This is a genomic window from Mycolicibacterium sp. XJ2546, assembly GCF_053483195.1.
In genome coordinates this window covers 1-25,758 of sequence record NZ_JBEFRW010000010.1, presented here as the reverse complement: position 1 = coordinate 25,758, position 25,758 = coordinate 1, and the positions used below count along the sequence as shown (strand labels likewise).

The following is a 25,758-nucleotide window of genomic DNA, read 5'->3' as shown; positions in this document are numbered from 1 at the left end:
GACGACCCGTCAGCGGGCATGAGCGCGCCGAAATCCCAGTCAGAGCGCGTCGACGAACAGCTTGTGGATGCGGCGGTCGCCGGTCATCTCGGGATGAAACGCCGTCGCGAACACCCGGCCCTGCCGCACCGCGACGACGTGGCCCGCCGCCTCGGCGAGCACCTGTACGCCCGATCCGACACGTTCCACCCACGGCGCCCGGATGAACACCGCGTGCACCGGCTCATCCAGCCCGTCGAACGCGATGTCACCCTCGAACGAATCGACCTGACGACCGAAAGCGTTGCGCCGCACGGTCATATCGATCGCCTTCAACGGTGTGGCCTCGCGTCCGGCCGCTCCGGCGTCCAGGATCTCCGACGCCAACAGGATCATGCCGGCACACGATCCGTAGGCGGGCATCCCCTCGGCCAGCCGGGCGCGCAGCGGCTCGAGCAGCTCGAGTTCGGCGAGCAGATGGCTCATCGTGGTGGACTCCCCACCCGGGATCACCAGCGCATCCACGCTTTGCAGCTCGCGCAACCGTCGAACCGTCGACGCCTCAGCCCCGGCTTCACGCAGCGCCGCGAGATGCTCCCGGGTGTCGCCCTGCAGCGCCAACACACCGACGTGCGGCGCGCTCATCGCTGGTAGTCGCGCTGGTAGCGGGTCAGGCCCTCCTGCATCACCGCAGCCACCATCTCCCCGTACTGGTTGAAGATCTTGCCCTGGCACAACGAGCGCCCACCCGAGGCCGACGGCGAGGACTGGTCGTAAAGCAGCCACTCGTCGGCCCTGAACGGCCGCATGAACCACATGGCGTGGTCCAGCGACGCGACCTGCAGGTGCCTACGCACCTCGGGGTAGTTCACCTGCGCCGAACCCAGCAGCGTGAGGTCGCTCATGTAGGCCAGCGCGCAGATGTGCAGCACGTGGTCGTCGGGCAGCGGATCGCGGTGCCGAAACCACACCTGCTGCTGGGACGCCTTGCCGGGCAGCAGCGTGAGTTGATCGCGCGGTACCAGCCGCACATCCCACTCCGCGAACTGCGCAAACCCCGCGTCATCGAACGCCCCGCCCTTGGAGATGAAGCTCGGCAGGTCGTCGGGCGGCGGCGCAGTGGGCGCGGTGTCCTGGTGCTCGATACCGCTCTGGTCGGTCTGGAAGGACGCCGACATCGAGAAGATGGTCTCGCCGTGCTGGATGGCGTTGACGCGGCGGGTGACGAACGATCCGCCGTCGCGCAGCCGTTCGACGATGTACACCGACGGGGCGCGGGCGTCACCGGGACGCAGGAAGTATCCGTGCAGCGAGTGCACCTGAAACGATGGGTCCACTGTGCGCACCGCCGACACCAGCGACTGGCCCGCTACATGACCGCCGAAAGTGCGCTGAAAATAACCGGATTCGGGACTGAACACACCGCCGCGGTAGATGTTGACCTCAAGCTGCTCGAGATCAAGTATTTGTTCGATCGCCACGAGACGTATCTACCAGCCGCGATCAGCGAGCCGGTGCGGGGCCGCAACACCCTCCACGTTGAGGCCGACCATCGGCTCCCCCAGCCCTCGCGAGACCTTCGCCAGCACGTCGGGGTCGTCGTAGAAGGTGGTGGCCTTGACGATCGCAGCGGCACGCGCCGCCGGATCGCCGGATTTGAAGATGCCGGAGCCGACGAAGACACCCTCGGCGCCCAGCTGCATCATCATCGCCGCATCGGCCGGGGAGGCGATACCGCCCGCGGTGAACAGCGTCACCGGCAGCTTCCCGGCCCGGGCCACCTCGACCACCAGATCGTAGGGCGCCTGCAATTCCTTTGCCGCAACGTACAACTCGTCTTCAGACATCGACGTCAGACGCCGGATCTCGCCGCCGATCTGACGCATGTGGGTGGTCGCGTTGGACACGTCGCCGGTGCCGGCTTCGCCCTTGGAGCGGATCATCGCCGCCCCCTCGGTGATGCGGCGCAGCGCCTCGCCGAGGTTGGTCGCACCGCACACGAACGGCACGGTGAACTTCCACTTGTCGATGTGGTGAGTGTAGTCGGCCGGTGTGAGCACCTCGGACTCGTCGACGTAGTCGACACCGAGGCTCTGCAGGATCTGCGCTTCGACGAAATGGCCGATGCGGACCTTGGCCATCACCGGGATGGTGACCGCCGAGATGATGCCCTCGATGAGATCAGGATCACTCATCCGGGCGACCCCGCCCTGGGTGCGGATGTCGGCTGGCACGCGTTCCAGGGCCATCACGGCCACTGCGCCCGCCCCCTCGGCGATGCGCGCCTGCTCGGGGGTGACCACGTCCATGATCACGCCGCCCTTGAGCATTTCGGCCATGCCGCGCTTGACTCGTGCGGTTCCGGTCTGCGACACGGACCCCTCGTTGGCCGCGGTTTCCACTGCTATCTCCTCCAAGTCGCTACTGATCCACTCTAATGCGGCCGCAAAACCGGTTATTCCGCAGCATCAGCGGATCGATTGCAGCTGTCGCCGCGGCATGCCGTCCCGCGCGTCGGCCAGCGCGTTGGCTTCGACCAGCAGCTCGCCGAGCTGCACGGGGTACACCGCTTCCCCGCTGGCGACCAGCTCTTGGATCATTGTCTCATCGCACCAGCGGTAACCGTGAATGTAGGACCGCTCCAGCCCCGTGCGGCCGTCCGGCGACGGTTCGAAACGGCGGGTGCGGTGCACGAAGAACATCTCCTGGCTGCGGATCACCGACCCGTTGAAGTCGATCACCGCATCGCGGCGCCACACCGGCCCGATCATCTGCTCGGCATCGACCCGCAGGCCGGTCTCCTCATCCACTTCACGCGCGGCGGTCTCCTGAAGCGTCTCCCCATGTTGCACGGCGCCGCCGACCGTGAACCACCAGCGCGGCGCTGGGCCCTCGGCGGCGTCGGTGATCGCCGGATCGGATCCGCTCAACAGCAGCACCGCCCCGGTCTCGTCCAACAACACCACCCGCGCCGACACCCGGCGGCTGACCGCCGGGGTGGTTTCTGCCCGCTCGGCGATCTCGAAATACGTTGGCAGCGCGGCTGTTCCGCCCAGCCGCAGCGCCCGTACGACGGGGCGCTCCCGCAGCGCGAGGGTGTCGCGGACGGCGTCGTTGTGGAAGCGACGCGCCAATAGCACCCGCGCCTCGGCGTCGGCGAGTTCGGCGACCAGTGCGACGGGCAGCGCCGCCGGATCGACCATCGCCAGCGCCGCGGACAGTTCGTTCTCGGCGGCCTCGCGCGACCACCGGGGGGCGCGTTCGGCCGCGTCGGCCAACGCGGCCAGCCGTTTGCCCTGCGGTCCGCCGCCGTAGGCGTCGGCGGCCACCGCCCTGGCGACGACGGCGCGCCGGGCCAGCGCACTGTCCAGGGACTGCCAGGACAGGTCGTAGCGCACGTGCAGGCGGTCGAGCCGGTTGGCCGTCTGGATCGCCCAACCGCCGATCGCCAGCAACGCGGTGAGCAGCACCGCGAGCGCGATCACCACGATCCAGGTGGTCAATTAAAACCCCCGGTCACTACGTTCTCCCCTGCTGCGCGTGGACCCCGGCCCGCGTACCAGCCACCTGCACCTTGATGCCGGCCCCCGCCACCGTCTCGTAGACCCGCATGATCTGGCGCGCCACCACCGACCAGTCGTAGCGCCGCACCGCGTCCGCGCCCGCCTCGATGTAGCGCTCGCGCACGCTGTCGTTCTCCAGCACCTCGATCAGGCCCTTGGCGAGCGCGGCGTCGTCGTCGATCGGCACCAACCGGCCGACCGCACCGTCCATCAGCACCCGCCGAAACGCATCCAGGTCGCTGGCCACCACCGGGGTCCCGGCCGCCATCGCCTCCACGAGCACGATGCCGAAGCTCTCGCCGCCGGTGTGGGGTGCGCAGTACACGTCGGCGCTGCGCATCGCCGACGCCTTTTCACCGTCGTCGACCTGACCGAGAAACCGCAGGTGACCGGCTAGCTTGCCGGCGTCTTGGCGCAGTTCGTCGGCGTCGCCGCGGCCCACCACGAGGATCTCGATGTCCTCGAACCGCTCGACCAGCGCCGGTAGCGCCCGCAGCAGCACGGCCATGCCCTTGCGCGGTTCGTCGTACCTGCCGAGGAACAGCACCGACTTGCCCGGCCGCGGGTAGCCCTCCAGGAGCGGCGCCGAGGCGAACGCGCCGACGTCGACGCCGTTGGGGATCTCGACCGCGTCGCTGCCCAGCGCCTCCATCTGCCAGCGCCGCGCCAAATCCGACACCGCGATGCGGCCGACGATCTTCTCGTGCATGGGCCGCAGGATCGGTTCAAACACACTGAGCGTCAACGATTTTGTCGTCGATGTATGAAAGGTCGCGACGATCGGGCCTTCGGCGATGTTGAGCGCCAGCATGGACAGGCTGGGTGCGTTGGGTTCGTGCAGGTGCAGCACGTCGAAGTTGCCGTCGGCCAGCCAGCGTTTGACCAGCCGGTGGGTGGCCGGCCCGAATCGCAGTCGCGCCACCGAACCGTTGTACGGGATGGGTACCGCGCGGCCGCCCGAGACCACGTAGTCGGGCAGCGTCACATGCGGTGAGAACGGCGCCAGCACGCTGACGTCGTTGCCGCGGGCGCGCATCACCTCGGCCAGTTGCAGCACATGGGACTGCACGCCCCCGGGCACGTCGAACGAATACGGACACACCATCCCGATGCGCATCAGGTCGCTCCCAGCTTGGCGCGCCGCTCGGCGGGCAGGTCGGCCAGCCATTGCGGCTGCATCATGTGCCAGTCTGCCGGGTGCGCGGCGATGTTGCGGGCGAACCGGTCGGCCAGCGCCTGGGTGATGGCGGTGACGTCACCGGAGGAGGTGTCCACCGCCGGATACACCCCCATGCCCCAGCCGTCACCCTCGAACCAGCAGTGCGCGGGCAGCAGCGTCGCACCGGTTTCGATCGCCAGCTTCGCCGGACCGGCGGGCATGCGGGTGGGCTCGCCGAAGAAATCGACCGTGACGCCGTTGCGGCTGAGGTCGCGCTCGGCCATCAGGCACACGATGTGGTTGTCGCGCAGGCGTTCACGCAGGATCTCGTACGGTGGCCGCGGGCCGCCGGAGGACGGCAGCACCTCGAAACCCAGGCTCTCCCGGTAGGCGACGAACCGGTTGTAGAGCGATTCAGGCTTGAGGCGTTCGGCGACGGTGGTGAACGAGCCGTGGTTCTGCACCAGCCACACTCCGGCCATGTCCCAGTTACCGCTGTGCGGAAGGGCAACCACCACACCGCGGCCCGCCTCCAGCCCCGCCCACACCCGGTCAACGTCATGCACGAAGAGCTCACGTCCGACAGCTTCGTGGTCCATGGTTGGCAGCCGGAACGCCTCACGCCAGTACCGGGCGTAGGAGGCCACCGATGCCCGGATCAGCCCGTCGGGCACCCGGTCGGGCGTCACGCCGAGTACCCGGGCCAGGTTCTTGCGCAGCTGTTGTGGCCCGGCGCCCCGCGCGGCGTAGTGTGCGCCTGCGTTGAAAGCGTTGCGCGCCGCGAACTCCGGCATGGCGCGGACCAGCCGCCAACCGGCCGCGTAGCCCCAGTCCGACAACCGTCCACTCAACGGGTTGCCCGTCCGCGGTTCCGGCTGGGTGCTCGTCACGCGTTCTCCTCCCCCTGATCCCCTGGGGGGTGGTGTTGTTTGGTGTCGGGTTTGGTCAGCAGATCCATTGCGCCGGGCGAGGTGCGCACGCTGTGCACCCGCTGCCCGAGCGTGATGAGGCTGGTGATTGCAAGCACCCACATGGCCACGTGCAGCAGCCACGGCACCGCGAAAAGGCCGGATAGGCCCGCGCCGGCCAGCACGATGATCAACCGCTCCGGCCGCTCGATCAAACCGCCCTCCGCGGAGAGCCCGCTGGCCTCGGCGCGGGCCTTGATGTAGGAGATGACCTGCGAGGTCACCAGGCAGATCGCGGTGGCCACCACCAGCGATGTGCTGTGCAGCCCGAAGGCGGCCCACCACAGCAGCCCGCAGAAGATCGCGCCGTCGCCGATGCGGTCGCAGGTGGCGTCGAGCACCGCACCGAAGCGGGTGCCGCCGCCGCGTTCGCGCGCCATCGCCCCGTCGAGCATGTCGGCGAGCACGAAGAAGAACACGGCCACCGCGCCCCACCACAGCTGCCCGATGGGAAACAGCGTGAGCGCGCCCAGCACGGAGCCCGCCGTGCCCAGGATGGTGATGGTGTCGGGCGTGAAACCCACCCGCAGCACGCCTTTGGCGATCGGCTTGCTGAGCTTCTCGTAGGCCGCGCGGGTCATCAGGTAGAAGTTGCTCACTGCTGCCTTGCCCACTCCGTTGCCAGCAGTTGCCGGGTCTCGCGCAACAACTGCGGCACCACTTTGGCCCCGCCGATGATCGTGATGAAGTTGGCATCGCCGATCCAGCGCGGCACCACGTGCATGTGCAGGTGCTCGGCCAGCGAACCACCCGACACCTGACCGAGGTTGAGCCCGACGTTGAAGCCCATCGGGTTGGACACACTCTTGATGACCCGGATCGCCTTCTGGGTGAACGCCATCAGCTCGGCGCTCTCGGCCTCGGTGAGGTCCTCCAGCTCCGAGACCCGACGGTAGGGCACCACCATGAGATGGCCCGGGTTGTAGGGGTACAGGTTCAGCACCACGTACACCTGCTGGCCACGCGCCACCATCAGGCCGTCCTCGTCCGAGAGCGTCGGGATCTCGGTGAACGGCCTGGATTCCCTGGTGTTTTCGCGCCGCATCGGAGCTTCGGCGATGTAGCTCATGCGGTGCGGTGTCCACAGCCGCTGCAGGTGGTCGGGTTCACCGGCGCCCTGGTCGACGATCGTGCGGTCCTCGGGTCCGTCGCGCAGGTTTTCGTCACTGGTCACGAGTGGTCGCCCACCTTGAGCAGATCGGCGGTGGGAGCGGCATTCTCGCGGCTGGTAACCCAGTTGACGATGGCCTCCACGGCGTCATCGCGGGGCACCCCGTTGACCTGGGTGCGGTCACCGAAGCGGAAGCTGACCGCCCCGGCGTCCACGTCGCGGTCCCCCGCCACGAGCATGAACGGCACCTTCTGGTTGGTGTGGTTGACGATTTTCTTGGCCATCCGGTCGTCGCTGCTGTCGACCTCGGCGCGGATGCCGCGCAGTTTCAGTTGCGCGGCAACGTCGTTGAGGTAGGCGATGTGGTCGTCGGAGACGGGGATGCCGACCACCTGCACGGGCGCCAGCCACGCCGGGAAGGCCCCGGCGTAGTGCTCGGTGAGGATGCCGAAGAACCGCTCGATCGATCCGAACAGTGCGCGGTGGATCATCACCGGACGCTGACGCGAGCCGTCGGCGGCGGTGTACTCCAACTCGAAGCGCTCGGGGAAGTTGAAGTCCAGCTGGATGGTCGACATCTGCCAGCTGCGCCCCAACGCGTCCTTGACCTGCACCGAGATCTTGGGACCGTAGAACGCGGCGCCGCCAGGGTCGGGGACGAGCTCCAGACCCGATGCGGCGCCGACCTCGGCGAGCACGTTGGTGGCTTCCTCCCAGAGGTCGTCGGAGCCGACGAACTTGTCGGGGTCCTTGGTGGAGAGCTCGAGGTAGAAGTCGGTCAGGCCGTAGTCGGCGAGCAGATCCAGCACGAACCTCAGCAGCGAGGTCAGCTCGTCGCGCATCTGGTCGCGGCTGCAGTAGATGTGCGCGTCGTCCATCGTCAGGCCGCGCACCCGGGTCAGCCCGTGCACGACCCCGGAGAGCTCATAGCGGTAGACGGTGCCGAACTCGAAGAGCCGCAACGGAAGTTCGCGGTAGGACCGCCCGCGCGACCGGAAGATCAGGCAGTGCATCGGACAGTTCATCGGTTTGAGGTAGTAGTCCTGGCCCGGTTTGCGCACCGTGCCGTCCTCGTTGTACTCGGCGTCCAGATGCATCGGCGGGAACATGCCGTCGGCGTACCAGTCCAGGTGCCCGGAGATCTTGAACAGCTCGGCCTTGGTGATGTGGGGGCTGTTGACGAACTGGTAGCCCGCTTCGCTGTGCTTGCGCCGCGAGTAGTCCTCGAGTTCGCGGCGGATGATACCGCCCTTGGGGTGGAAAACCGCTAAGCCCGAACCGATTTCGTCGGGAAAGCTGAACAGGTCGAGTTCGGCACCGAGCTTGCGGTGGTCGCGGCGCTGGGCTTCCTCGATCAGCTCGAGGTGGCGGTCGAGGGCTTCCTGGGACTCCCAGGCGGTGCCGTAGATCCGCTGCAGGCTCGGGTTGTCCTGGTTGCCACGCCAGTAGGCGGCCGAGCTGCGGGTGAGTTTGAACGCCGGGATGAAGCGAGTCGTCGGGATGTGCGGGCCGCGGCACAGATCGCCCCACTCCCGTTCCTTGGTGCGGGGATTGAGGTTGTCGTAGGCGGTCAGCTCGTCGCCGCCGACTTCCATCACGTCGGGGTCTCCGGACTTGTCGTCGACGAGTTCGAGTTTGTACGGCTCGTTGGCAAGTTCTTCGCGCGCTTGGTCTTTGGACTCATAGACCCGGCGCGCGAACAGCTGGCCTTCCTTGACGATTTGGCGCATCCGCTTCTCGAGCGCCTCCAGATCCTCCGGGGTGAACGCGCGCTCGACGTCGAAGTCGTAGTAGAAGCCGTCGGCGATCGGCGGGCCGATGCCCAGCTTGGCCTCCGGGAACAAATCCTGGACGGCCTGGGCGAGCACGTGTGCGGTGGAGTGGCGCAGCACGCTACGGCCGTCCTCGCTGTTGGCGGGCACCGGCGTCACCTCGACGTCGGCGTCCGGCGTCCACGACAGGTCACGCAGCCGGCCCGCTGAGTCGCGGACGACGACGATCGCGTCGACGGCGCCGCGGCTGGGTAGCCCGGCTTCCCGCACCGCCGCCCCCGCGGTGGTCCCGGCAGCGACCCGGATCGGGGCTGCGGGGGCGTGGTTGACGGCGGCGCTCATCGGTGACTCTCCAAGCTCTCGGGGGAAGTGCTCCACACAACTCAAGACGCGACCATGCTATCTAGGCGAGCGCTCAGGATCCCAAGCCAATGGGGCTGTTCAGCCAGGTCCACTCGATACCGACTAGCCCGGCGCCCCACGACAGCGCACCCAGCAGCCACAGCGTCACCCACACGATCAGCGCGGTGAACAGCCCGCCGAGCGCCTGCACGGCCCAGTGCTGCTGGTGAAACCAGGCCATCACCTCGTCGTAGCGTCTGCGCACGACGAGAAGGAGGTTCCGGGCCCACACGAACTCGGTGGACAGGATGCCCAGGCCGACGAACACGATGGCCCAGCCCGGCCCGGGATACGGGATGGCGATGATCCCGACGGTCAGCACCATCAGGCCGATGGCCCCGACGATGATGCGGTACGCGAACTCGACCCGGCGACGTCCGCGCAGCCGTTCGCGCCACCGCAGCCAGCGCGGCGCCTCGCGGTCGGTCTGCTCGGTCACGGTTGGCCGGGTTTGAGCTTGACGAACAGCGCCTCGGCGTCGGCGAGCACGGTGTCGCCGTCGAGCACGCGGCCCTCGATGAAGATCTTTCGTCCATCGACGCGTTCGACGCCGGCGTCGACCGTCAACTCCTTCTCGATCGGCACGATCTGGCGGTAGTTGACGTGCAGGTACGCGGTGCGCTGTTTGTGGCCTTCGGTCAACCGGAATGCGGTGTAGCCGAGCACGGAGTCGAACATCTGCGCAATGCAACCGCCGTGCACGGCGCCGTTGCGGCCGAGGTGGAATCGGCGGAAGCGCACGAAGCCGCCGATCCGGCCGTCGTCGGTCTTGTGGTACTCCCCCGGGACGCCGAGCACGCTGCCGCGGTTGGGTAGGTCCATTCGTCGGCCCGACGGTGACGTCCACTCGTCGACCTCGTAGGGGCCCAGCAGCTGGGAGACCTTGTCTAGCAGGTCGGCGGCTTCGGTGATCACCTGGTCGGGAGCGTCGACCGCGCGGGCGTGGTCCTGAAGGGTGCGGACCCCTTCGACAAACCGGCCGTAGTCCGGCCCGCCCTTGGTGGTCGGCTGCGGCGGATTGAACCCACCGCCGGGATGTGCGTCGATGCTCACCCGCTTACCGTATTGCCTGGCGCGTTACCCGGCGGAACCGGCTTTGCTCAGCGTTTCGAACTCGGCGTCGGACAGCTCGATCGCCGCCGCGGCGACGTTCTCCTCGAGATGGGCGACCTTGGAGGTGCCGGGTATGGGCAGCATCACCGGGGAGCGCTTGAGCAGCCACGCCAGCGCCAGCTGCGACGGCGACGCGTCGTGGTCGGCGGCGATGCGCTGCAGCGGGCCGTCGGGGGCCGCCAACGGCCCCGCGGCCAGCGGAAACCACGGGATGAACCCGACGCCTTGGGCTTCGCAGGCCTCCAGCACCGGTTCGGCGGTGCGCGTGGTGAGGTTGTACATGTTCTGCACCGTCACGATGTCGGCGACTTTGCGGGCGGCCTCGAGCTGTTCGACGGTGACCTCCGACAGCCCGATGTGGCGGATCTTGCCTTCCTGCTGCAACGCGACGAGCTCGCCGAGCTGGTCTTCGGCCGGGAACTTGTCGTCGATGCGGTGCAGCTGAAACAGGTCGATGGTGTCGACTCCGAGGCGGCGCAGGCTCATCTCGCACTCCTGACGCAAATACGCCGGATAACCCAGCACCGGCCATACGTCGGGGCCGGTGCGCAGCAGACCGGCCTTGGTCGCGACGACAACCCCCTGGTAGGGGTGCAGCGCTTCGCGGATCAGTTCCTCGGAGATGTAGGGGCCGTAGGAGTTGGCGGTGTCGATGAAGTTGACGCCGAGCTCGACCGCGCGCCGCAGCACGCGGAGGCATTCGTCGCGGTCGGCGGGCGGGCCCCAGGTGCCCGGCCCGGTCAGCCGCATGGCGCCGTAGCCGAGCCGGTTGACGACCAGATCGCCGCCGAGGGTGAACGTTCCCGATGCCTGCGCGATGCTCTTGGTGCTCATGTAGACGAACGTACGCTGCGGTGCCCCACCCCACCGCGCCGAATGTGGGGTTGTGTCACGGGTTCGCGCCGTCAGGCGTGACACAACTCCACACTCGGCGAACGAAGTGTGTTCGACGGTAGCGTCTGGTCTGGTGAGACTCAGTGAGCTCGCGGCACTGCCGTTGACCTACGCCGAGGTGGGCGCCACCGCAGGACCGTTGCCGGCGGGTTACCACCATGTGCAGAAAAGCGCCGTCATCGGCGCGGGCCGTGCGCGTTTCGAGGAGGCCGCAGCTGCGGGGATGCGCTGGGGCATGCTGCGCGGCGCCGGTGTCCGGGTCGAGGCGACGACGGAGGTCGCGCAGGTGGGCGCGGAGGCGATCGTCCATCTCGGACCGGTGGGCGCGCCATGCCGGGTGGTCTACGTGGTCGACGAAGCCGATCGGCGGGGCTTCGCCTACGGCACCCTGCCCGGTCACGCCGAATCCGGTGAGGAGCTGTTCCTGGTCCGCTACGATCCCGACACCGACGAAGTGTTCGCGGAGGTGACGGCATTCTCCCGGCATGCCACCTGGTGGAGCCGGCTGGCATCACCGGTCACCTCGTTGGTGCAGCGGATCGTCACAGAGCGGTATCTGCAGGCTCTTTGACCTCCGGTGCGCACAACCTGTGATAGCTGACGGAGGACGGTCCAATGGAGACGGTTGACGGATCCAAGGGCGCGCAGGACGCGCATCTTCGCATCGCGGAGATCGTGCAAAGCCTCTACAGCCGGCCCGACACCGATTCGGCCACCGTGATCGCCGAGTTGGCCGAGCACGCCGTCGTCGAGATTCCCGGCGCCCAGTACGCCGGCATCACCGTCACACGCAACGCCAAGCACATCGACACCACCGCGGCGACCCATCTGTGGCCGGTGCTGTTGGACAAGATCCAGCAGCGTCATCGGGAAGGCCCGTGCCTGACCGCGGCGTGGGAGGAAAAGGTCATCCACGTCGCCGACCTCGAGACCGAGGACCGGTTCCCGCGCTACCGTCGGGATGCGTTGGCAGAGACGCCGATTCGTTCGATTATGGCGTTTCAGCTGTTCATTGCCGGTGAAACGATGGGGGCATTGAACGTCTACGCCGAATCACCAAATGTGTTCGGAGAAGAGGCCAAGAAGCTCGGCCTGATCTTTGCGACCCATTCCTCGGTGGTGTGGAATTCGGCGCGTCGCGACGAGCAGTTCAAGCGGGCCCTGGCCAGCCGCGACACCATCGGCCAGGCCAAGGGCATGATCATGGAACGTTACGGTGTTGATGCCGTACGGGCTTTCGACTTGTTACGCAAGATTTCTCAGGAATCCAACGTGCCGCTGGCACAGGTCGCCGAAGAACTCGTCGAAAAGACGCAGTCACCGGAGCCATCAAAGTAGCCGCTGACCGCTGATTGACGGGCCGTGGCCGAACCGTGACTGAGACTTAACCGAATCGCTCACGCGCCCTTACCCATCCATCGAGAACGCACCCATAGCATCGAATTGACACTCGAGAAATTTCAAGGGAGCCCAATTCCGTGCGTGGCGTTGTTCGGTGTGTTCTTGTTGCCGTCGTAGTCGCTACCAGCGCGGTCGCCGGCCCGGCTGGTACCAGCCTGGCCGCGGCGAACCGTTCGCTGACAAGCGTCATCACGTCCGTCTTGCCATCTCCGGATCAAGTCGTCGGCGTGGCACACCCCGTGGTGGTGACGTTCAGCGCGCCGATCATCGACAAGCGCGCCGCGGAACGGACGCTCAATATCACCTCCTCACCTGCGATGACGGGTAAGTATGAATGGCTCGACAGCCAGGTTGTGCAGTGGACGCCCGATGAGTTCTGGCCGGCACACAGCACGGTGTCGCTCTCGGTGGGCGGCGTGCCGAAACGAATCGTGACGGGCGCTGCCGTCGTCGCCGTGGCCAACATCGAAGAGCACACGTTCACCGTGACCATCGACGGAACCGAGGCCGGACCGCCGCCCATGCTGCCGGCACCGCACCACCGCCCGCACTTCGGCGAGCCCGGGGTTTTCCCGGCGTCGATGGGCAGAGATGAATATCCGACACCGGTCGGCACCTTCCCCGTGCTTTCCAAAAAGCGTGACGTGGTTATGGATTCGAGCAGCGTTGGCATTCCCGTCAGCGCCGAGGACGGTTATCTGCTCACTGTCGATCACGCGGTGCGTCTCACCACCCGCGGCATTTTCGTGCATGCCGCCCCGTGGGCTGAAAACTCGATGGGATATGAGAACACCAGCCATGGCTGCATCGGCCTGAGCCCCCATGACGCCGAGTGGTACTTCGACGTCGTCAAGGAGGGCGACCCGGTTATCGTGCAGCAGAACAGCGTTGAGATCCCTCGCCCGGTGGAGCCGAAGGCTCCCGTCGAGGTACCCCGGATCGTTTCCGGCTGACGGACTCTCGCGCTTCAGCCCTGTGCCCCACCCCCGGTGTGCCGGTCGTGCTGGCGCGCCCAGTGTTGATTGCATGTTGTGCAATGAGTTTGGCCCGGCGGTGAGTTGATACTCGCCGCCGGGCCAAAGCCGGTAGTGGGTTAGTTGTGCGTGATCAGCCTGCAGGGCCGGGCATGATCGGCTGGCCGGGCACCGGGGCGCCCTCAGGGGCCGGTCCCGTGACCTGTCCCTTACCGCCTGCGCCACCCATCTCGGTGATCGGAGCCACCGGAGCGAGCGGAGCACCCGCGGCCGCTATCGGAGCGGCAGCCGGCGGCGGAACCACTGGCGGCACCACTGGCGGCGGAACCAGCGGCGGCACCAGCGGCGGCGGAACCACTGGCGGAACTAGTGGCGGCGGGACGACCGGGGGCGGAACCACCGGAACCGGTCCCGGCAACGCCATCGGAACGCCAGCCATATCGGTAAGCGGCAGACACGCACCCGCCGGCGCCGGGGCCTCCCCAGCCGCCGTCTCGACACACTCGTAGCCGCCAGCCGACGCTGTCGGGCTCAACGCCATGGCTACCCCGCACAACCCAGCCCCAACAACGGCTGTGATGTTGACTCGATCAAAGACCGTCATCGACGTCGATCCCTTCATTTACCTTCAGATATCCGCACTCACTCATGCAGCAGACCTGCATGCCGTACCGGAGTCGCGGTTATGCGACCGCGTAAATTATCAGCACCGAAACGACGCCGACGCGCCACGCCGCACCGCACCGTTTCCAAATGGTGACCCGTATGGAAGGGCAGAGTGTCCTTCCGCCCGGCTTTCGGCTTCCCACACTGCTTTATACGACGGAATTCGCTTAGCCGCACCGCTTTTGGGTTACTCAACCGATGCGAACCCGAGTCGCAATCGTCATCGACGGCAGGACGAAATTGTGCCCACCTGGCATGCCTGGGACCGCTCGACGTTTGGTTCGGCCACATGGGGGCATTTCTGTTCTACAGAGCAATCAAGTCTGAGGTTGGTAAGTGATGGCTGTGGAATCCAAGCCCAGCGCCGACGCGTCGATCGGCGAGTTGATGGGCCAGTTGTCGACACAAACGTCGCGGCTGATCCGCGACGAGATGCGGCTAGCGCAGAAAGAGTTCCAGGAGTCGGCCAAGCACGCCGGGATCGGCGCCGGCCTGTTCAGCGTCGCCGGCCTGCTCGCGTTCTTCGGCGTGGCGACGTTCATCACGGCCGGCATCGCGGCGCTCGCGCTGGTGCTGCCGGTCTGGGCGTCGGCGTTGATCGTCGGTGCGGTGTTGTTCATCGCGGCGGGGATTGCCGCGCTGATCGGACGCAAACAGACCGACGAGGTCACGCCGGCGGCGCCGCGGACGGTGGAGACGGTGAAGGCCGACATCGAAGAGTTGAAAGGTGCCCGCTCATGACCACACCTGACCCCGGTCGCCCCGAGCCGGGCCCCTCGGCCGACATCTCTGACATCGAGGCCGACATCGAGCAGACCCGCGACGAGCTCGGGCAGACCGTCGCAGCGCTGTCATCGAAGCTCGACGTCAAGGAACGCACCAAGGAGAAGGTTGCCGACACCAAGGAGCGGGTCGCCGAAAGGGCGGACACGCTCAAGCACACCGCGACCGACAATCCGTCGCGCACGGTTCCGATCGCCGCGATAGTGGTGCTCGCGCTGCTGGCGGGCATCGTGGTGTGGAGGCGACGGCGCTAGCGCAGACACAACAGTCCGCGGCTGCCGAGCAACGCTAGTTGACGCAGCCAGGTGGGAGGGCGAGGCCATCGCCAAGAAATAAGTGGGTGCTACCGCAACATTAGAACCCACTTATTCGGATATCTGGGTGTAATGCCCCGGGGATCCCCTTGGCGGCCACGCAGCTATATCGCGGCGATCAGCGCAAATTTCACGGATCTCGCTGTCAAAGTACCGTCCGACGTGCTCGCCGACGCTGAGGACGCCAGTCGCGAGGTCACCGCGGCCGAAGGTCAGCAGCGCAGGGCCCCGGTCTAGCGCTAATGGTTTTGCCTGTGGTCCCGACTGGGATCGAACCAACCGTTCAAGGCGTTTCCATCGCGGAATTGACCTCCCCGAATAGCGCAAAACGCCCGGTCTGCCAGTAACAACGCAGGTAATTCGCTGTTGGACTGTGTAGGGTTCTGTGTAGGTCACTATTGCACGGAAATTGCACGAGCCGGAGGGACACGATGGCGAGGAAGCGGGCCGCAGCGGTACGGACACGCCGAGCGTTCGGGCGGCTACGTCAGCTCCCGTCAGGTCGATGGCAGGCCAGCTACCCACACCGCGGGGACGTCTACACAGCACCGGCGACCTTCCCGACGAAGTCATCAGCCGAGCACTGGCTCAAATCTGAGGACGATCTGATCGACCTGGACAGGCGCACACCAGGCACCTGGTCACCTCCGGCCGAGCGGGCCACCAAGGCCGAGGCAGCTCGCCTGACGTTCCGCAAGTATGCCGAGGGCTGGCTCGCACAGCGCAACATCGCACCGCGCACGAGGGAGAACTACAGGTATCACCTCAAAGACAACATCTATCCGGGCCTGGGTGATCACGTGCTGACCGAGATCACCCCAGAGGACGTGCGGCTGTGGTTCACAGGCCTGGACACCGAGCGCGAGACCCGCAACGCGCGGGCCTACGGCGTCCTGACGGCGGTGCTCAACACCGCGGTGGACGACGGACTGCTGGACCGCTCCCCCGCCCGCATCAAGGGCGCCTCGGCCGTCAAGCACACCAAGCGCTCGGTGATCCTGCTGGAGGCTGACGAGCTGGCGGCCCTAGCCGACGCGATGCCCGAGAGCCTTCGTCTCACGGTGCTGCTGGCCGGATGGTGCGGGCTGCGCCGCGGTGAACTGCTCGCGCTCACTCGCGCCGACATCGCCAAGGATGGGTCGACGGTGCGCATCGACAAGGGCGTGGTTCTGGTCAATCGGCGCTACGTCCTCGGCCCACCCAAGACGCGCGAATCGAAACGTACCGTGACGGTGCCGACCCACTTGCGTCCTGCAGTTCTGGCTCATCTCGCCAAACACGTCAGCAAGTCGCGAGACGCGCTGCTGTTCCCTGACCCGGTGACGGGCGGGTTCCTTACCGAGGGTCGATTCCGCGGGCCGTTCTTCGCCGCCCGAGAGGCGATCGGACACCCCGAGTTGCACTTTCACGACCTGCGGCACTTCGGTGGCGTCATGGCTGCGGTGGCCGGTGCGACCACCAGAGAGGTCATGGACCGCCTGGGCCACACCACCAGCTCGGCGGCCATGCGCTATCAGCACGTCGCGGCCGGGCGCGCCGACCTGCTCGCCGACCGACTTTCGGCGCTGGCCACGACCCCGAAATCGGAATAAAGACTCTACCGTCCGCCACTGCGAATACTTCTGCGCTACAGCGATTCTCACGCATCTGTGCGGAATCTGATGTATGCTCACCCGTGACGGCAGGGCGTACCCAGCCAAAGGGGATTGAACCCTAGCGCTAGGTGCAAAGGACCACCGCGATGCCTACCCGTCCAAACACCCCCGAATACGAATCCCTGCAACGCGCCGCTGTGCGCACGGGGTTCTCGGTATTCACCTTCCGCGAGTTGGTGAACAGCGGGAAGCTGCCCGCCTATCGCCTTTCCGACAAGCCTGGCAGCGCCATCCGCGTCAGGATCTCCGACGTCGACGCCCTGATGAAACCCGTTATCCCCGAGGCTGTATACGCCGACCGCGCAATCAACTAGCCGCCGAACGACATCGGGGCCCGGGCTCAACTGACGCCAGAAAACGACGCCCGCCCGGGAGGCAACCGGGCGGGGCGACATACCGCTCAACATCCGTAGGAGGATGCCATGAATCCTAGCAACGGCAGAGGCGCTCACGCCGACCACGAGGAGGAAGATCGCGATGGCGTTGGGCCTGACGGGTTGTTCGTCAACGTAGCGGCCGTTCTCGACGGCGACGGTACCCCCAAGGCCTCGCCCTCGGTTCTCACTCGCAGCGACGGCAAGTGTCTTTTCTACCGCGGCAAAGCGAACCTGATGTTCGGCGATCCGGAGACCGCCAAGACCTGGATTGCGCTGGCCGGGGGGGCCGAAGTAATCCACGCCGGAGGTCGGTTCGTCTTTGTCGACATGGACCACAACGGCGTGGAGACCACACTGGAGCGGCTACACATGATGGGCATCGACAACGCGGTGCTCGCCGACCCCGCGCGGTTCCTGTATGTGGAGCCTGAGGATAAGGACCATCTGTGCGCCGCCGTCGCGGCCTTGTCCGGGTGGGGTCCGGACATGGCGCTGCTGGACAGTGTGGGCGAGTTGCTGCCTCTGATGGGTGCCAGCAGTAACTCCAACGACGAAGTGACTACGGCGTTCCGGGATGTGGTGTCACCGCTGGCGAAGGCAGGTGCGGCGGTGGTTCTGATTGACCACCTGGCCAAGAACGCTGAATCGCGGCGGCTGGGACCGGTGGGCGCCTACGGCAAGACCCGCATCTTCAATGGCGCAATGGTGCGAGTGTTCCGGGTCGAGCAGTTCACGCCCGGACAGGGAGGGGTGTCGTCGCTGTGGATTCATAAGGACCGTCCGGGCGCGGTGCGCCGTGAAACGGCAGCCCCCGACACCGGCAATGATGACGGCGACACCGACGAGATCAAGCGCGACAACCTGCGTCGCTGGGGTGTCTTCAGAATGACCAGCACACCCGTGACGAACCGCGGGAAGCCGGAGCTCGATACCGAGGGTTACCCCCGGGAGTCGGTCTCGTGGGAGATCCTGCGCCCCAAGGGGCTCCACGGCGTAGCGGCCGGCGCCGATATGCGAGACCCCCGCAAGGGCGGAAGGCCTCCCGGCAACGGTGTCACCGACGTCGGTTCCCCGAAATACGAGATGGCAGTCGCAGCCAACATTGTGGAGCTGTGCAAGCTCATGCGCGAGGGCCGGATCAACGCCAAGACACCGAAAACCGCAGTGCACAAAGACTTCATCAAAGGCTCGCGGGAGCCGTTCACGGGCGCCTGGGAGCGGTGGGTCGGTGCCGGGCGTCCCGACGACCCGAGCGCAGTGTCGGCGCTGACTCCCGTCGATCCGTTCGACGTGTCCTTCGACGTCCCGGCGTAGGCAGTGATGCCGTCATGAAAACCTCCACCCCTATGCGTCGAGGTTTTCATGACGGTGCCAGGTCAGATTTTGTTCTTGCTGCTCAAAGGTTTTCGTGACGTACGCGCAGTTTTCGCAGGACGCTTGGCATTTGTGCTGGTCCGAGGTTTTTGTGATTTTGAGCTGTCAGTGCCGGGTTTTATGACGGACTGAATGCCGTTCGCGCAGTCAGTTAGCTGAGCGGCAGTTTCGGCTGCAGCATCACGTTGTCCCTGATCAGAGGTTTTCGTACTGAAAAATCCGGTTTCCCCTGGTTGAGGTGTATTGGCGCTGGTCAGGGGTTTCCGCGAATTTCCAGAGGTTTTCGTGCCGGTGCAGGTCAGAGGTTCTCCTGGCGGAAAACCGGTTTTCATGACGGACGCAGCAAATGTCGATCTTCGCACAGCTCAGCGAATGTTTTCGTTCGTCACGAAAACCTCTACGCCTATACCAAAGGGTAGGCAGGAAAGCGGATTCACCAACGAATTGACGTGTGGGCTGTGTATCGGTGCTCCTGTTGCGCGCTCGCGCCCGACTCCTTCACCCCTTGAACGCAGAATGTTCGCATGGCACCCGTTGGTCCTCACCGAGACGCGAGACTCCGTGCTGCCCAGGCGCTACAACTGCGCGCGAAACGTAGGACGTGGGCCGAGATCTCAACAGAGCTCGGTTTCAGATCCCGCGACGGCGCACGCCTGGCTGTGGGCCGACTGGTCAAGTCGATGGCGCCGGACCTAGCCCTTGAGCGGGCGGTAGCCACAGAAGCGTTGCGCGTGCAGGAGTCGGGTCTGTACGGACGTTTCGAGGAGGCCCTCGACAACGGCGACGACGACACCGCGGTGTCGCTGAGCAAGGAACTCCGGTCGTTGGTGGCCTATCGCGCCAAGCTCAACGGAATGGAGATGCCCGTGCGCACCGAAGTCGACGTGACGGTGCATCAGTCGGCGACGGCCATCATCGACCGAATGGAAGCCGAACTGTTGGCGCTTTCTGCGCGGCAACCGAATCCACAACCGGCGCTCGGCGCTGTCATCGAAGGGGAAGTGATCGAGCCATGACGACCACCGAAGACGTGATCAAGTCGGCCGCAGCCGTCGCACGACACACAGCCGAGGGCCGGCTGCGCCCCGAGGAACTCGACGCGGCGGTGGCCGAGGTGTGCAAGACACTGTTCGGCACCGTCGTCGGTACCGAGGACCCACTGTTCGGACTCCAGGTCGACGTCACCCGGCAAGTATTGGCCGCCGGCGGGATCGCTCTCACGGAATTGCAGGAGTGGGTCTCAGTGCTCAAGCGTCGTGGTGAGGGCACGACCACACCAGACGAACCGGTTTCATTTGCGAGCGTGGACTACAGCCCCGATTCCGGCGATCCTGGCGGCGAGTCCGAGGCCGATCTGTAACCCGAGAGCCGTTGGGACTCAGCAGTGTTCGGTAGGCGGACACATTGTGGGCTGCGAGTCCTCCTACGGCTGCAGGTGATTTTGCGGCGCCCACGGGTAGGGATCTTGTCCGGGTCCGGGGACGTCGTAGCAATTCCCTGATGTTGGCGAGTATCCGGTGATGTAGCCGTTGTTGTACGACGGAAGTGGCTGGTTGTAGAAGCAGCGCCGCCATGAACCGTTCTCGCGGATAGGCCCGTCGCAGTAGGACACCAACGGTCGAGGCTCGCAATACATGTCGTTGTCAGCGCCAGCGGGCGCCGCCAAGGTGACGCCACTTGCTGCCATTGCCGACGCGACAATGACGAGTTTAAGTTTCACGATTTCCCCTCCGGCGCCGCGGTACAGCAACCTCACAGGAACGATAACGGGCAGGTAGGAAACTTGTCCAGCTACAGCGAGTGCTGACTTGCTGCCAGGGCGCGTGCACCATGGCCTGTCACAGTTCAGGCTGTGACAGTTCAAAATCGTGACACCCGTAGTGGTTACGCGCATCCCAACACTCGGCCAGCGTCGTCGTGGCGCGGCCGGATCGCAGTCATGGGCAGCAGGGGCGAAGTCGACGGGCCGCGGGTTGATGAGTGTCGCTTCGCACTGTCCTGGCACCGCCTCGCCGAGGCGATCAACGCCGAAGTCAGCGCCGGGTTCCTCTCCGATGAACAGGCAGCGGAACTGATCAACCAACTACCGGGAGGAGCAGCACCGTGACGACGAACTCCAGCAGCATCGAGGTCCAGGCGGTGACCCCCGAGCAGCTCGATCAGGCGATTCTCGCCGCTCTACATTCAACGCCCGACGGGTGCGGGTGGTGGCGCGACTTGCGCAAACAGCTTCCCGAGTCGACCTTTTGGCCACCGGTTATGAGCCTTGTTCGTCTGGTCGAGGCCGGCCAGGTCCACGCGACGAAAATCGGTGGGCGCGACTTCGTGTGCCTCGCCATCGAACCCCAGCGGCGGGGCACAGCATGAGTCGGACGAAGGCGCCAGACGGTTCTGGCGCCCTGGTGCGCACGCTGGTCGCCGCGGGGGCGGTGGCCGCAGTCCGTGCCCGACGCCGACCGGCGTCCCCGGCAGCGTTGGCGAAGTACCTGGACCCGAAGTTCGTAATCGTGCCGACGATCTGCCTCTTGAGTGACATCGCCGTGCGGTCGGTGACGCAGCCCGATCAACGCGACATTGCGACTCTTCCACCTCGCTCGGGCAAGTCGCGGCTGCTGTCGATCTGGACCGTTGTCTGGGCGCTGATGCGAAACCCCGACATACAGATCATGCTCGTGAGCTATTCAGACGAGCTGGCGACCACGTTTAGCCGTGAGGCGCGCCAGATCGTCAACGAGCACAGCGAGTTCCTCGGATTCCGCATCAGTTCCGATAAGTCGTCGACGTCGAGATTCCGTATCGAAGGTCGCGCGGGGCAGGTGATCGCGGCGGGTATCGGCTCGGGCCTCACGGGCCAAGGTTGTAACTTGCAGCTGCTCGACGACATTCTCAAGAACGCTAGCGAGGCCGATTCCGCGGCCCATCGTCGCCGTATCTGGCACGAATACGGTGCGACCTTGGCACCCCGTATCCACCCATTCGGGTCAATCCTGCTGGTACAAACCCGATGGGACGTCCAGGACCTCGCAGGCCGGCTACTCGAAACAGAGCCAGACGTGTGGAACTACACGAACGTACCGGCCGTCGCGGAGGTCGGCATTCCCGATGCCCTGGGACGTGAGCCTGGGGCGGTCATGACCTCGGCCCTGGGATACACCGCCGACCACTTTGCGGCGGCGCGGCGCACGTCGGGCGAACGAGCTTGGTACGCGCTCTATATGGGCAGTCCGACGACGCCCGAAGGTGGATTGATCAAGGCCGCGTGGCTGGACGATTGGCGGTTGTCGACAGCACCGCACCGGCCGGTGCGCGTGGTTGTGGGCGTCGATCCGAGTGACAGCGGATCGGGCGATTCCTGCGGCCTGGTGGCGGCGTCGATCACGTCGGACGGCACGGTGGCACTACTGGCAGATCAGTCGTCGCCGATGACCAGCGAGCAATGGGCCAGCGCCGCCGTCCGGTTGGCCGTCGAGACCGGCGCGAGCCATATTGCCATCGAGGGATTTAGTGCACGTTCGACGTATGTCCGCGTGGTCAACGAGGCGCTGAAACGAGCACGGACCACCCGGCAGATCAAGGTGTCGTCCTGGCCTCCGAAGGGATCTGGTCGGGGAGGCGGTGACGCCATCGCGCGGGCCAGCGCACTGCTGCAAGCGTTGGAAACAGGTACGTGTCGCGTTGTGGGCCACTGGCCCGAGTTCGGGGAGCACGCGGTGCAATGGCAGGTTGGGGCGCACTGCCCGGACGAAGTGAGTGCCCTGGTCGTCGCTCATGACGTGCTCGTGGACTCGCTCGCGGGTCGGGTCACCTTCACCAACCCGGCCGCGCATGGTGGCCTGCGGGACCGTGGCGACACCCGATCACCCATAGAGCAACGTCTCGGATCGCGGCCTGGCCTGGCCAGCGTGACGGCGTTGAACCCGAGGATCCGCAGGCGCATCAGCGATGGCAGCTATGACCCGCTCGGGTACTCGCGCACGACGCGGCGCGGTTTCTGATCGGGGCGGCGTGACGGGACCGGCGTTGCGCAGTTGGTGCGCGCGACCGGCCCCGTCGCAATTGAAGGCCTGCCCGTGTCGGCGCCCGGTGCTGATCGCCGTTTTGGGGGCTCACTGTGGAGTTGTCAAGGTGCAGTGAAGTGAAGTCAGCTCACGCCATCGCGTCTGCGCGCAGCCGCGCGGCGTCCTGGCCGTCGAGCACGACACGCACCGTCGATGCGTGCCACCGCCCGCCTGCGGCGGTGGGCACGGCGTCGGCGGTCAACGTGGCGGCGATCGAGCGCAGCGACGCACCGCCCGCGCGGGCCGCGAGGATGCGCTCGACAACCTCGGCGGGCAGGTTCGACGGCCGGCCGAGGCGCACACCCTGTGCACGTTTGACGGCCAGGGCCTCGCGGGTGCGTTGGGAGATCAGGCGCCTCTCCAGTTGGGAGAACACCGCCATCATCGAGGCGGTGGCCTCACCTGCGGGTGTGCTGGTGTCGATGGCGAGATCGCAGGTCACCAGCTCCCACCCGCCACGGCGAGCACGCTCCATCAGCTTGGCGGTGTCGAGCACCGAGCGAGAGATCCGGTCCAGCTTGGCAGCGAGTAGCCCGGCCGCGTCGCCCAGCTCGACGGCGGCCACGGCAGCGGCCAGGCCGGGGCGGTGCTCGATGCCCTTGCCTCCCGAGATCCCTTCGTCGGAGTACCAATGGACCACGGTCCAGCCGCGGCGCTGCGCCTCAGCACTGATCGTTGCGCGCTGGGCGTCGAGACCGGCGCCACTGTTGACCTGCTCATCGGTGGACACCCGCAGGTAGGCCACGACGGTCCCGGCCGGGGCGGTGCGGGTGCGACGGGGCGCGCTCATACCAAGGTCTCCAGCGCGTGGGCCGACCCGATGCACACCTGATCGCATGCCTCGCACTCCCAGTAGCCGGCCTTGTTGACCTTGCCCGCATCGCAGAGGTATCCGACGCTTTCCACGAACGCGCTCACGCGCTCGTAATCGGTGTCAACGTCCTGCAAATCGAACGCTGAGTAGTCATCGTTGACGATGGCCGGGCCGCAGGTGTCACAGACGTGATAAACGACGGGCATGGTGGTTCCTCTCGGTGGGGGCAGCGGGGAGCAAACAGCGTCACCGACGAGAGACGCCACCGCGTAGACGCTCGGCTCGGCGCCAAGAGTCACTCGGTGAACATTATTCGACCGATTTGTGTACGCATGGCCTGAAAATACCGTCCGGTCACAGCGATCCACAGCGAACAGGTACGGGGGGCCAACCGCGCCCAAAATTTCCCAAATTTGGACTCCGAAATCCAAGACTCTACCGTCGATAGACGTCAGATACGTTGCAAGACAACGCCTTAAAGCACGGCGGTCTAGACACGCCGTCAGCGCCGCAGCACCGTAGCGGTGCACCAGCATGTGGTCTCATACCGCTATGACCGTTGCAACAGCATCCGATCCGGCATCGCGGACAGCGTCGAGCTGGTCGTCGTCACTGGCTGCGCTCAAGAGCCGAGGCGTCCCCGATTCCGATCCGAGGATCGCAGAGTGCCACGCCGCCTTGGCGTTCTGGAGGTGCCGAACTGTCATCGACCGGGAACGTGGGAATCTGTCGCCTGAGCACATTCCTGCACTGGCTGACATGTTGCGCCACGCGCATGGGGCGGTGACCCGATGAAGGCCCCGATGCTCCTCCGGCGCGGTGGCCGCAAGTCACCAAGCGCCATGGCGCCGAGCAAGGTGTACTCCCAGAAGGAACTGCGTGAGCGGCGCCGTTCCGGTCTGCGGGTGACCTACAGCGGCGGGTTCGACCTTGCCGCTGAGATCGCCGACATCTGCGGCCCCTTGGCGCGCCGGGCCAGTCGGTTGCCCAACCCGCAGGTATGCGCCGGCCGCATCGGCGATCTGGTCGACGCAGTTCATGGTGAACTGCTCTCCGCCGTCGTGGGCTGGCTCGAAAAGATCAAAGCCGACGAGCACCTCGAACAGGTAGCCGCTGACCTGGATTCGGCGAGCAAGACCGCCGCAGTCCAACACCTGATGGACATCGCGCCGCGTCCCGAAGAACCGGCGATCGGCCCCGATGCGGTCTGCTCGGGGCGGTGGGCAGCCGACCTCATCGAGATCGCCCAGCCCTACACCGCCCCGCTCGCCGACCTACTGGCCCGCGCGCTCCCGCCCGACGCCGTCGAGCTGCGCGGCGTCGTGTCGAGATCAGAGAGGCTGTGTGACCTGCTTCGCGAAGTCGACACCGCCGCGCGCCAGTTGGAGATCCGCATCGAGAAAGCCCAACAGGCAACCCAACGCCGCCCGCCGCGTCAGACCCGCGCCGACGCTGCACGAGAAGCACTCCACAAGATGGGAATCGAGGTACCCGCCCCATGACCACCGCACTTCTGCCCGTCGAGTTCACCCCTCCACTAGTCGCACCGGCCAGTCCCTACGGATTGAACGCCGCGACCACCTGGACCGAGGCCGCCGAAGGCGAAGCCCTGCACTGGTTGCCCTCCGGGGTCCAGTTCCGCACCAAGAACTTTCTCGGCGATGGCACCTTTGGGATCTGGGGCGCGCCGTGGTGCGTGAGCCCCGACGACCTGGACCCCGAAGACGATCTCAAAACCGGGGGCCCGCATGAGGACGACGACCCCGACCCCTATCTGCCCATCACCACATTTGCGTTCGACCGCCTCCAGGAATGCGGGAACTTGTCCGAATTCGATAGGCGCGAGGTCCGGGAGCGTGCCGAACAGACCTTCGCCTTGAAGGAACCCGTCGCTATCGAAGTCGATTTCACCGCTCGTCTGTTGACTGACGCACCGAGCCCGACCGCCGTCGATGATCTGGTGGGAGCAGTCGGCCACCTGGAGGAAAGCTTCGCCGCTACCGGCACCACCGGCTTGATCCACGCCCGCGTCGGGCTGCTCGCCCGCGCCGAGCACCTGCGGATGATCGTGCGCGATCCGGCCGAACCAGGAGTGCTACGCACGCCAGCGGGCTTGCGTTGGGTGTTCGGTGCCGGGTACGCAACCCCGTTGGGTGACACTGTGATCGGCACGAGTCTGACCTATGGCTGGCGTGGCGAGGTGACGGTGCGAGAGGCGATCCAGTACCAGCGCAATCAGTTCGTCGCCATCGCCGAACGATCGGTCATCGTCGGATACGAGGCGCTGATCGGCGCCGCGGAGATCACGCCATGATCGCCGTGGGGGGGGGGGGGGGGGGGGGGGGGGGGGCGGGGCCGCGCCCGCGCCCCCCCGGCCCCCC

31 protein-coding genes are annotated in these 25,758 nt (G+C 66.2%); 15 read left to right on the top strand and 16 right to left on the bottom strand.

The genetic code is table 11. The features are described from left to right. Positions 1–39: 39 nt before the first annotated feature. The 12 genes from pdxT to ABQE44_RS16965 form a co-directional block, all read right to left on the bottom strand. On the bottom strand, positions 40–624 hold the full coding sequence (pdxT, locus tag ABQE44_RS17020; protein ID WP_448391171.1) for a pyridoxal 5'-phosphate synthase glutaminase subunit PdxT: 585 nt from the start codon (positions 622–624) through the stop codon (positions 40–42). Continuing rightward, positions 621–1,460, bottom strand: a complete 840-nt coding sequence (gene tesB, locus ABQE44_RS17015; RefSeq protein ID WP_448391169.1) for an acyl-CoA thioesterase II — start codon at positions 1,458–1,460, stop codon at positions 621–623. The genes pdxT and tesB overlap by 4 nt, the downstream gene beginning before the upstream one ends. 9 nt (positions 1,461–1,469) lie before the next feature. Next, a complete protein-coding gene (pdxS, locus tag ABQE44_RS17010) occupies positions 1,470–2,381 on the bottom strand; it encodes a pyridoxal 5'-phosphate synthase lyase subunit PdxS (protein WP_448391168.1) in 912 nt (303 codons plus the stop codon). Between the two features lie 66 nt (positions 2,382–2,447). Further along, positions 2,448–3,482, bottom strand: coding sequence for an NUDIX hydrolase (locus ABQE44_RS17005; protein WP_448391167.1), 1,035 nt, complete (start codon positions 3,480–3,482; stop codon positions 2,448–2,450). Positions 3,483–3,498: 16 nt separating this feature from the next. Beyond that, entirely contained in the window at positions 3,499–4,659 is a 1,161-nt protein-coding gene (locus ABQE44_RS17000; protein WP_448430976.1) for a glycosyltransferase family 4 protein, read from the bottom strand. Then, complete coding sequence (locus ABQE44_RS16995; protein ID WP_448391165.1) at positions 4,659–5,591, bottom strand: phosphatidylinositol mannoside acyltransferase; 933 nt, start codon at positions 5,589–5,591, stop codon at positions 4,659–4,661. Before ABQE44_RS16995 ends, ABQE44_RS17000 begins: the two co-directional genes overlap by 1 nt. Then, positions 5,588–6,268, bottom strand: coding sequence for a phosphatidylinositol phosphate synthase (gene pgsA, locus ABQE44_RS16990; protein WP_448391164.1), 681 nt, complete (start codon positions 6,266–6,268; stop codon positions 5,588–5,590). The genes ABQE44_RS16995 and pgsA overlap by 4 nt, the downstream gene beginning before the upstream one ends. Then, positions 6,265–6,843: an ATP adenylyltransferase gene (locus ABQE44_RS16985; protein ID WP_448391163.1), complete on the bottom strand. Its 579-nt coding sequence runs from the start codon at positions 6,841–6,843 to the stop codon at positions 6,265–6,267. The genes pgsA and ABQE44_RS16985 overlap by 4 nt, the downstream gene beginning before the upstream one ends. After that, the gene (thrS, locus tag ABQE44_RS16980; RefSeq protein ID WP_448430975.1) at positions 6,840–8,894 is read right to left on the bottom strand and encodes a threonine--tRNA ligase; all 2,055 of its coding nucleotides are present in this window, start codon (positions 8,892–8,894) and stop codon (positions 6,840–6,842) included. Before thrS ends, ABQE44_RS16985 begins: the two co-directional genes overlap by 4 nt. Before the next feature lie 73 nt (positions 8,895–8,967). Continuing rightward, complete coding sequence (locus tag ABQE44_RS16975) at positions 8,968–9,393, bottom strand: TIGR02611 family protein (protein ID WP_448391161.1); 426 nt, start codon at positions 9,391–9,393, stop codon at positions 8,968–8,970. Continuing rightward, a complete protein-coding gene (locus ABQE44_RS16970; RefSeq protein ID WP_448391386.1) occupies positions 9,390–10,001 on the bottom strand; it encodes a PaaI family thioesterase in 612 nt (203 codons plus the stop codon). Before ABQE44_RS16970 ends, ABQE44_RS16975 begins: the two co-directional genes overlap by 4 nt. Before the next feature lie 30 nt (positions 10,002–10,031). Next, positions 10,032–10,901, bottom strand: a complete 870-nt coding sequence (locus tag ABQE44_RS16965) for an aldo/keto reductase (protein ID WP_448391160.1) — start codon at positions 10,899–10,901, stop codon at positions 10,032–10,034. Positions 10,902–11,034: 133 nt separating this feature from the next. On the opposite strand from ABQE44_RS16965, the gene ABQE44_RS16960 reads away from it, so the two are divergent. The 3 genes from ABQE44_RS16960 to ABQE44_RS16950 all read left to right on the top strand — a co-directional run bounded on the left by ABQE44_RS16960 (position 11,035) and on the right by ABQE44_RS16950 (position 13,315). After that, positions 11,035–11,532 (top strand): DUF1990 domain-containing protein, encoded by a 498-nt coding sequence (locus ABQE44_RS16960; protein WP_448430973.1) that lies wholly within the window; start codon positions 11,035–11,037, stop codon positions 11,530–11,532. A 44-nt stretch (positions 11,533–11,576) separates the two neighbouring features. Then, positions 11,577–12,299: a GAF and ANTAR domain-containing protein gene (locus tag ABQE44_RS16955; protein ID WP_448430971.1), complete on the top strand. Its 723-nt coding sequence runs from the start codon at positions 11,577–11,579 to the stop codon at positions 12,297–12,299. Between the two features lie 140 nt (positions 12,300–12,439). Further along, positions 12,440–13,315 carry a L,D-transpeptidase gene (locus ABQE44_RS16950; RefSeq protein ID WP_448430969.1) on the top strand — a complete coding sequence of 292 codons (876 nt, stop codon included), beginning with the start codon at positions 12,440–12,442 and terminating at the stop codon, positions 13,313–13,315. 154 nt (positions 13,316–13,469) lie between these two features. Here the strand turns inward: ABQE44_RS16950 and ABQE44_RS16945 are convergent, their stop codons facing one another. Further along, on the bottom strand, positions 13,470–13,940 hold the full coding sequence (locus ABQE44_RS16945; RefSeq protein ID WP_448430967.1) for a hypothetical protein: 471 nt from the start codon (positions 13,938–13,940) through the stop codon (positions 13,470–13,472). 401 nt (positions 13,941–14,341) lie between these two features. Between ABQE44_RS16945 and ABQE44_RS16940 the strand changes: the two genes are divergently transcribed. The 7 genes from ABQE44_RS16940 to ABQE44_RS16910 all read left to right on the top strand — a co-directional run bounded on the left by ABQE44_RS16940 (position 14,342) and on the right by ABQE44_RS16910 (position 19,865). Further along, positions 14,342–14,743, top strand: a complete 402-nt coding sequence (locus ABQE44_RS16940; protein WP_448391152.1) for a phage holin family protein — start codon at positions 14,342–14,344, stop codon at positions 14,741–14,743. Continuing rightward, positions 14,740–15,039 carry a DUF3618 domain-containing protein gene (locus ABQE44_RS16935; RefSeq protein ID WP_448430965.1) on the top strand — a complete coding sequence of 100 codons (300 nt, stop codon included), beginning with the start codon at positions 14,740–14,742 and terminating at the stop codon, positions 15,037–15,039. The genes ABQE44_RS16940 and ABQE44_RS16935 overlap by 4 nt, the downstream gene beginning before the upstream one ends. Before the next feature lie 491 nt (positions 15,040–15,530). Next, on the top strand, positions 15,531–16,691 hold the full coding sequence (locus ABQE44_RS16930; protein WP_448430963.1) for a tyrosine-type recombinase/integrase: 1,161 nt from the start codon (positions 15,531–15,533) through the stop codon (positions 16,689–16,691). 149 nt (positions 16,692–16,840) lie between these two features. Next, on the top strand, positions 16,841–17,068 hold the full coding sequence (locus tag ABQE44_RS16925; RefSeq protein WP_448430961.1) for an excisionase family DNA-binding protein: 228 nt from the start codon (positions 16,841–16,843) through the stop codon (positions 17,066–17,068). A 108-nt stretch (positions 17,069–17,176) separates the two neighbouring features. After that, entirely contained in the window at positions 17,177–18,445 is a 1,269-nt protein-coding gene (locus tag ABQE44_RS16920; RefSeq protein WP_448430959.1) for an AAA family ATPase, read from the top strand. A 740-nt stretch (positions 18,446–19,185) separates the two neighbouring features. Further along, positions 19,186–19,521 (top strand): hypothetical protein, encoded by a 336-nt coding sequence (locus ABQE44_RS16915; RefSeq protein ID WP_448430957.1) that lies wholly within the window; start codon positions 19,186–19,188, stop codon positions 19,519–19,521. After that, a complete protein-coding gene (locus ABQE44_RS16910; RefSeq protein ID WP_448430955.1) occupies positions 19,518–19,865 on the top strand; it encodes a flagellar hook-length control protein in 348 nt (115 codons plus the stop codon). The genes ABQE44_RS16915 and ABQE44_RS16910 overlap by 4 nt, the downstream gene beginning before the upstream one ends. 63 nt (positions 19,866–19,928) lie before the next feature. On the opposite strand, the gene ABQE44_RS16905 is transcribed toward ABQE44_RS16910, so the two are convergent. Beyond that, the gene (locus ABQE44_RS16905) at positions 19,929–20,141 is read right to left on the bottom strand and encodes a CDGP domain-containing protein (protein ID WP_448431121.1); all 213 of its coding nucleotides are present in this window, start codon (positions 20,139–20,141) and stop codon (positions 19,929–19,931) included. Between the two features lie 216 nt (positions 20,142–20,357). Between ABQE44_RS16905 and ABQE44_RS16900 the strand changes: the two genes are divergently transcribed. Genes ABQE44_RS16900 through ABQE44_RS16890 form a run of 3 tightly spaced genes read left to right on the top strand, consistent with a single transcriptional unit; the run spans position 20,358 to position 22,500 of the window. Continuing rightward, positions 20,358–20,612 carry a hypothetical protein gene (locus ABQE44_RS16900; protein ID WP_448430953.1) on the top strand — a complete coding sequence of 85 codons (255 nt, stop codon included), beginning with the start codon at positions 20,358–20,360 and terminating at the stop codon, positions 20,610–20,612. Beyond that, entirely contained in the window at positions 20,609–20,872 is a 264-nt protein-coding gene (locus ABQE44_RS16895) for a hypothetical protein (protein WP_448430951.1), read from the top strand. Before ABQE44_RS16900 ends, ABQE44_RS16895 begins: the two co-directional genes overlap by 4 nt. Continuing rightward, a complete protein-coding gene (locus ABQE44_RS16890; protein WP_448430949.1) occupies positions 20,869–22,500 on the top strand; it encodes a terminase large subunit domain-containing protein in 1,632 nt (543 codons plus the stop codon). The genes ABQE44_RS16895 and ABQE44_RS16890 overlap by 4 nt, the downstream gene beginning before the upstream one ends. A gap of 151 nt (positions 22,501–22,651) precedes the next feature. Here the strand turns inward: ABQE44_RS16890 and ABQE44_RS16885 are convergent, their stop codons facing one another. Further along, the gene (locus ABQE44_RS16885) at positions 22,652–23,353 is read right to left on the bottom strand and encodes a recombinase family protein (protein WP_448430947.1); all 702 of its coding nucleotides are present in this window, start codon (positions 23,351–23,353) and stop codon (positions 22,652–22,654) included. Continuing rightward, positions 23,350–23,583, bottom strand: coding sequence for a hypothetical protein (locus ABQE44_RS16880; protein WP_448430945.1), 234 nt, complete (start codon positions 23,581–23,583; stop codon positions 23,350–23,352). Before ABQE44_RS16880 ends, ABQE44_RS16885 begins: the two co-directional genes overlap by 4 nt. Positions 23,584–24,168: 585 nt before the next feature. Between ABQE44_RS16880 and ABQE44_RS16875 the strand changes: the two genes are divergently transcribed. Next, entirely contained in the window at positions 24,169–24,879 is a 711-nt protein-coding gene (locus tag ABQE44_RS16875) for a hypothetical protein (protein WP_448430943.1), read from the top strand. Next, positions 24,876–25,691 (top strand): hypothetical protein, encoded by an 816-nt coding sequence (locus ABQE44_RS16870; RefSeq protein ID WP_448430941.1) that lies wholly within the window; start codon positions 24,876–24,878, stop codon positions 25,689–25,691. Before ABQE44_RS16875 ends, ABQE44_RS16870 begins: the two co-directional genes overlap by 4 nt. Positions 25,692–25,758 lie beyond the last annotated feature (67 nt).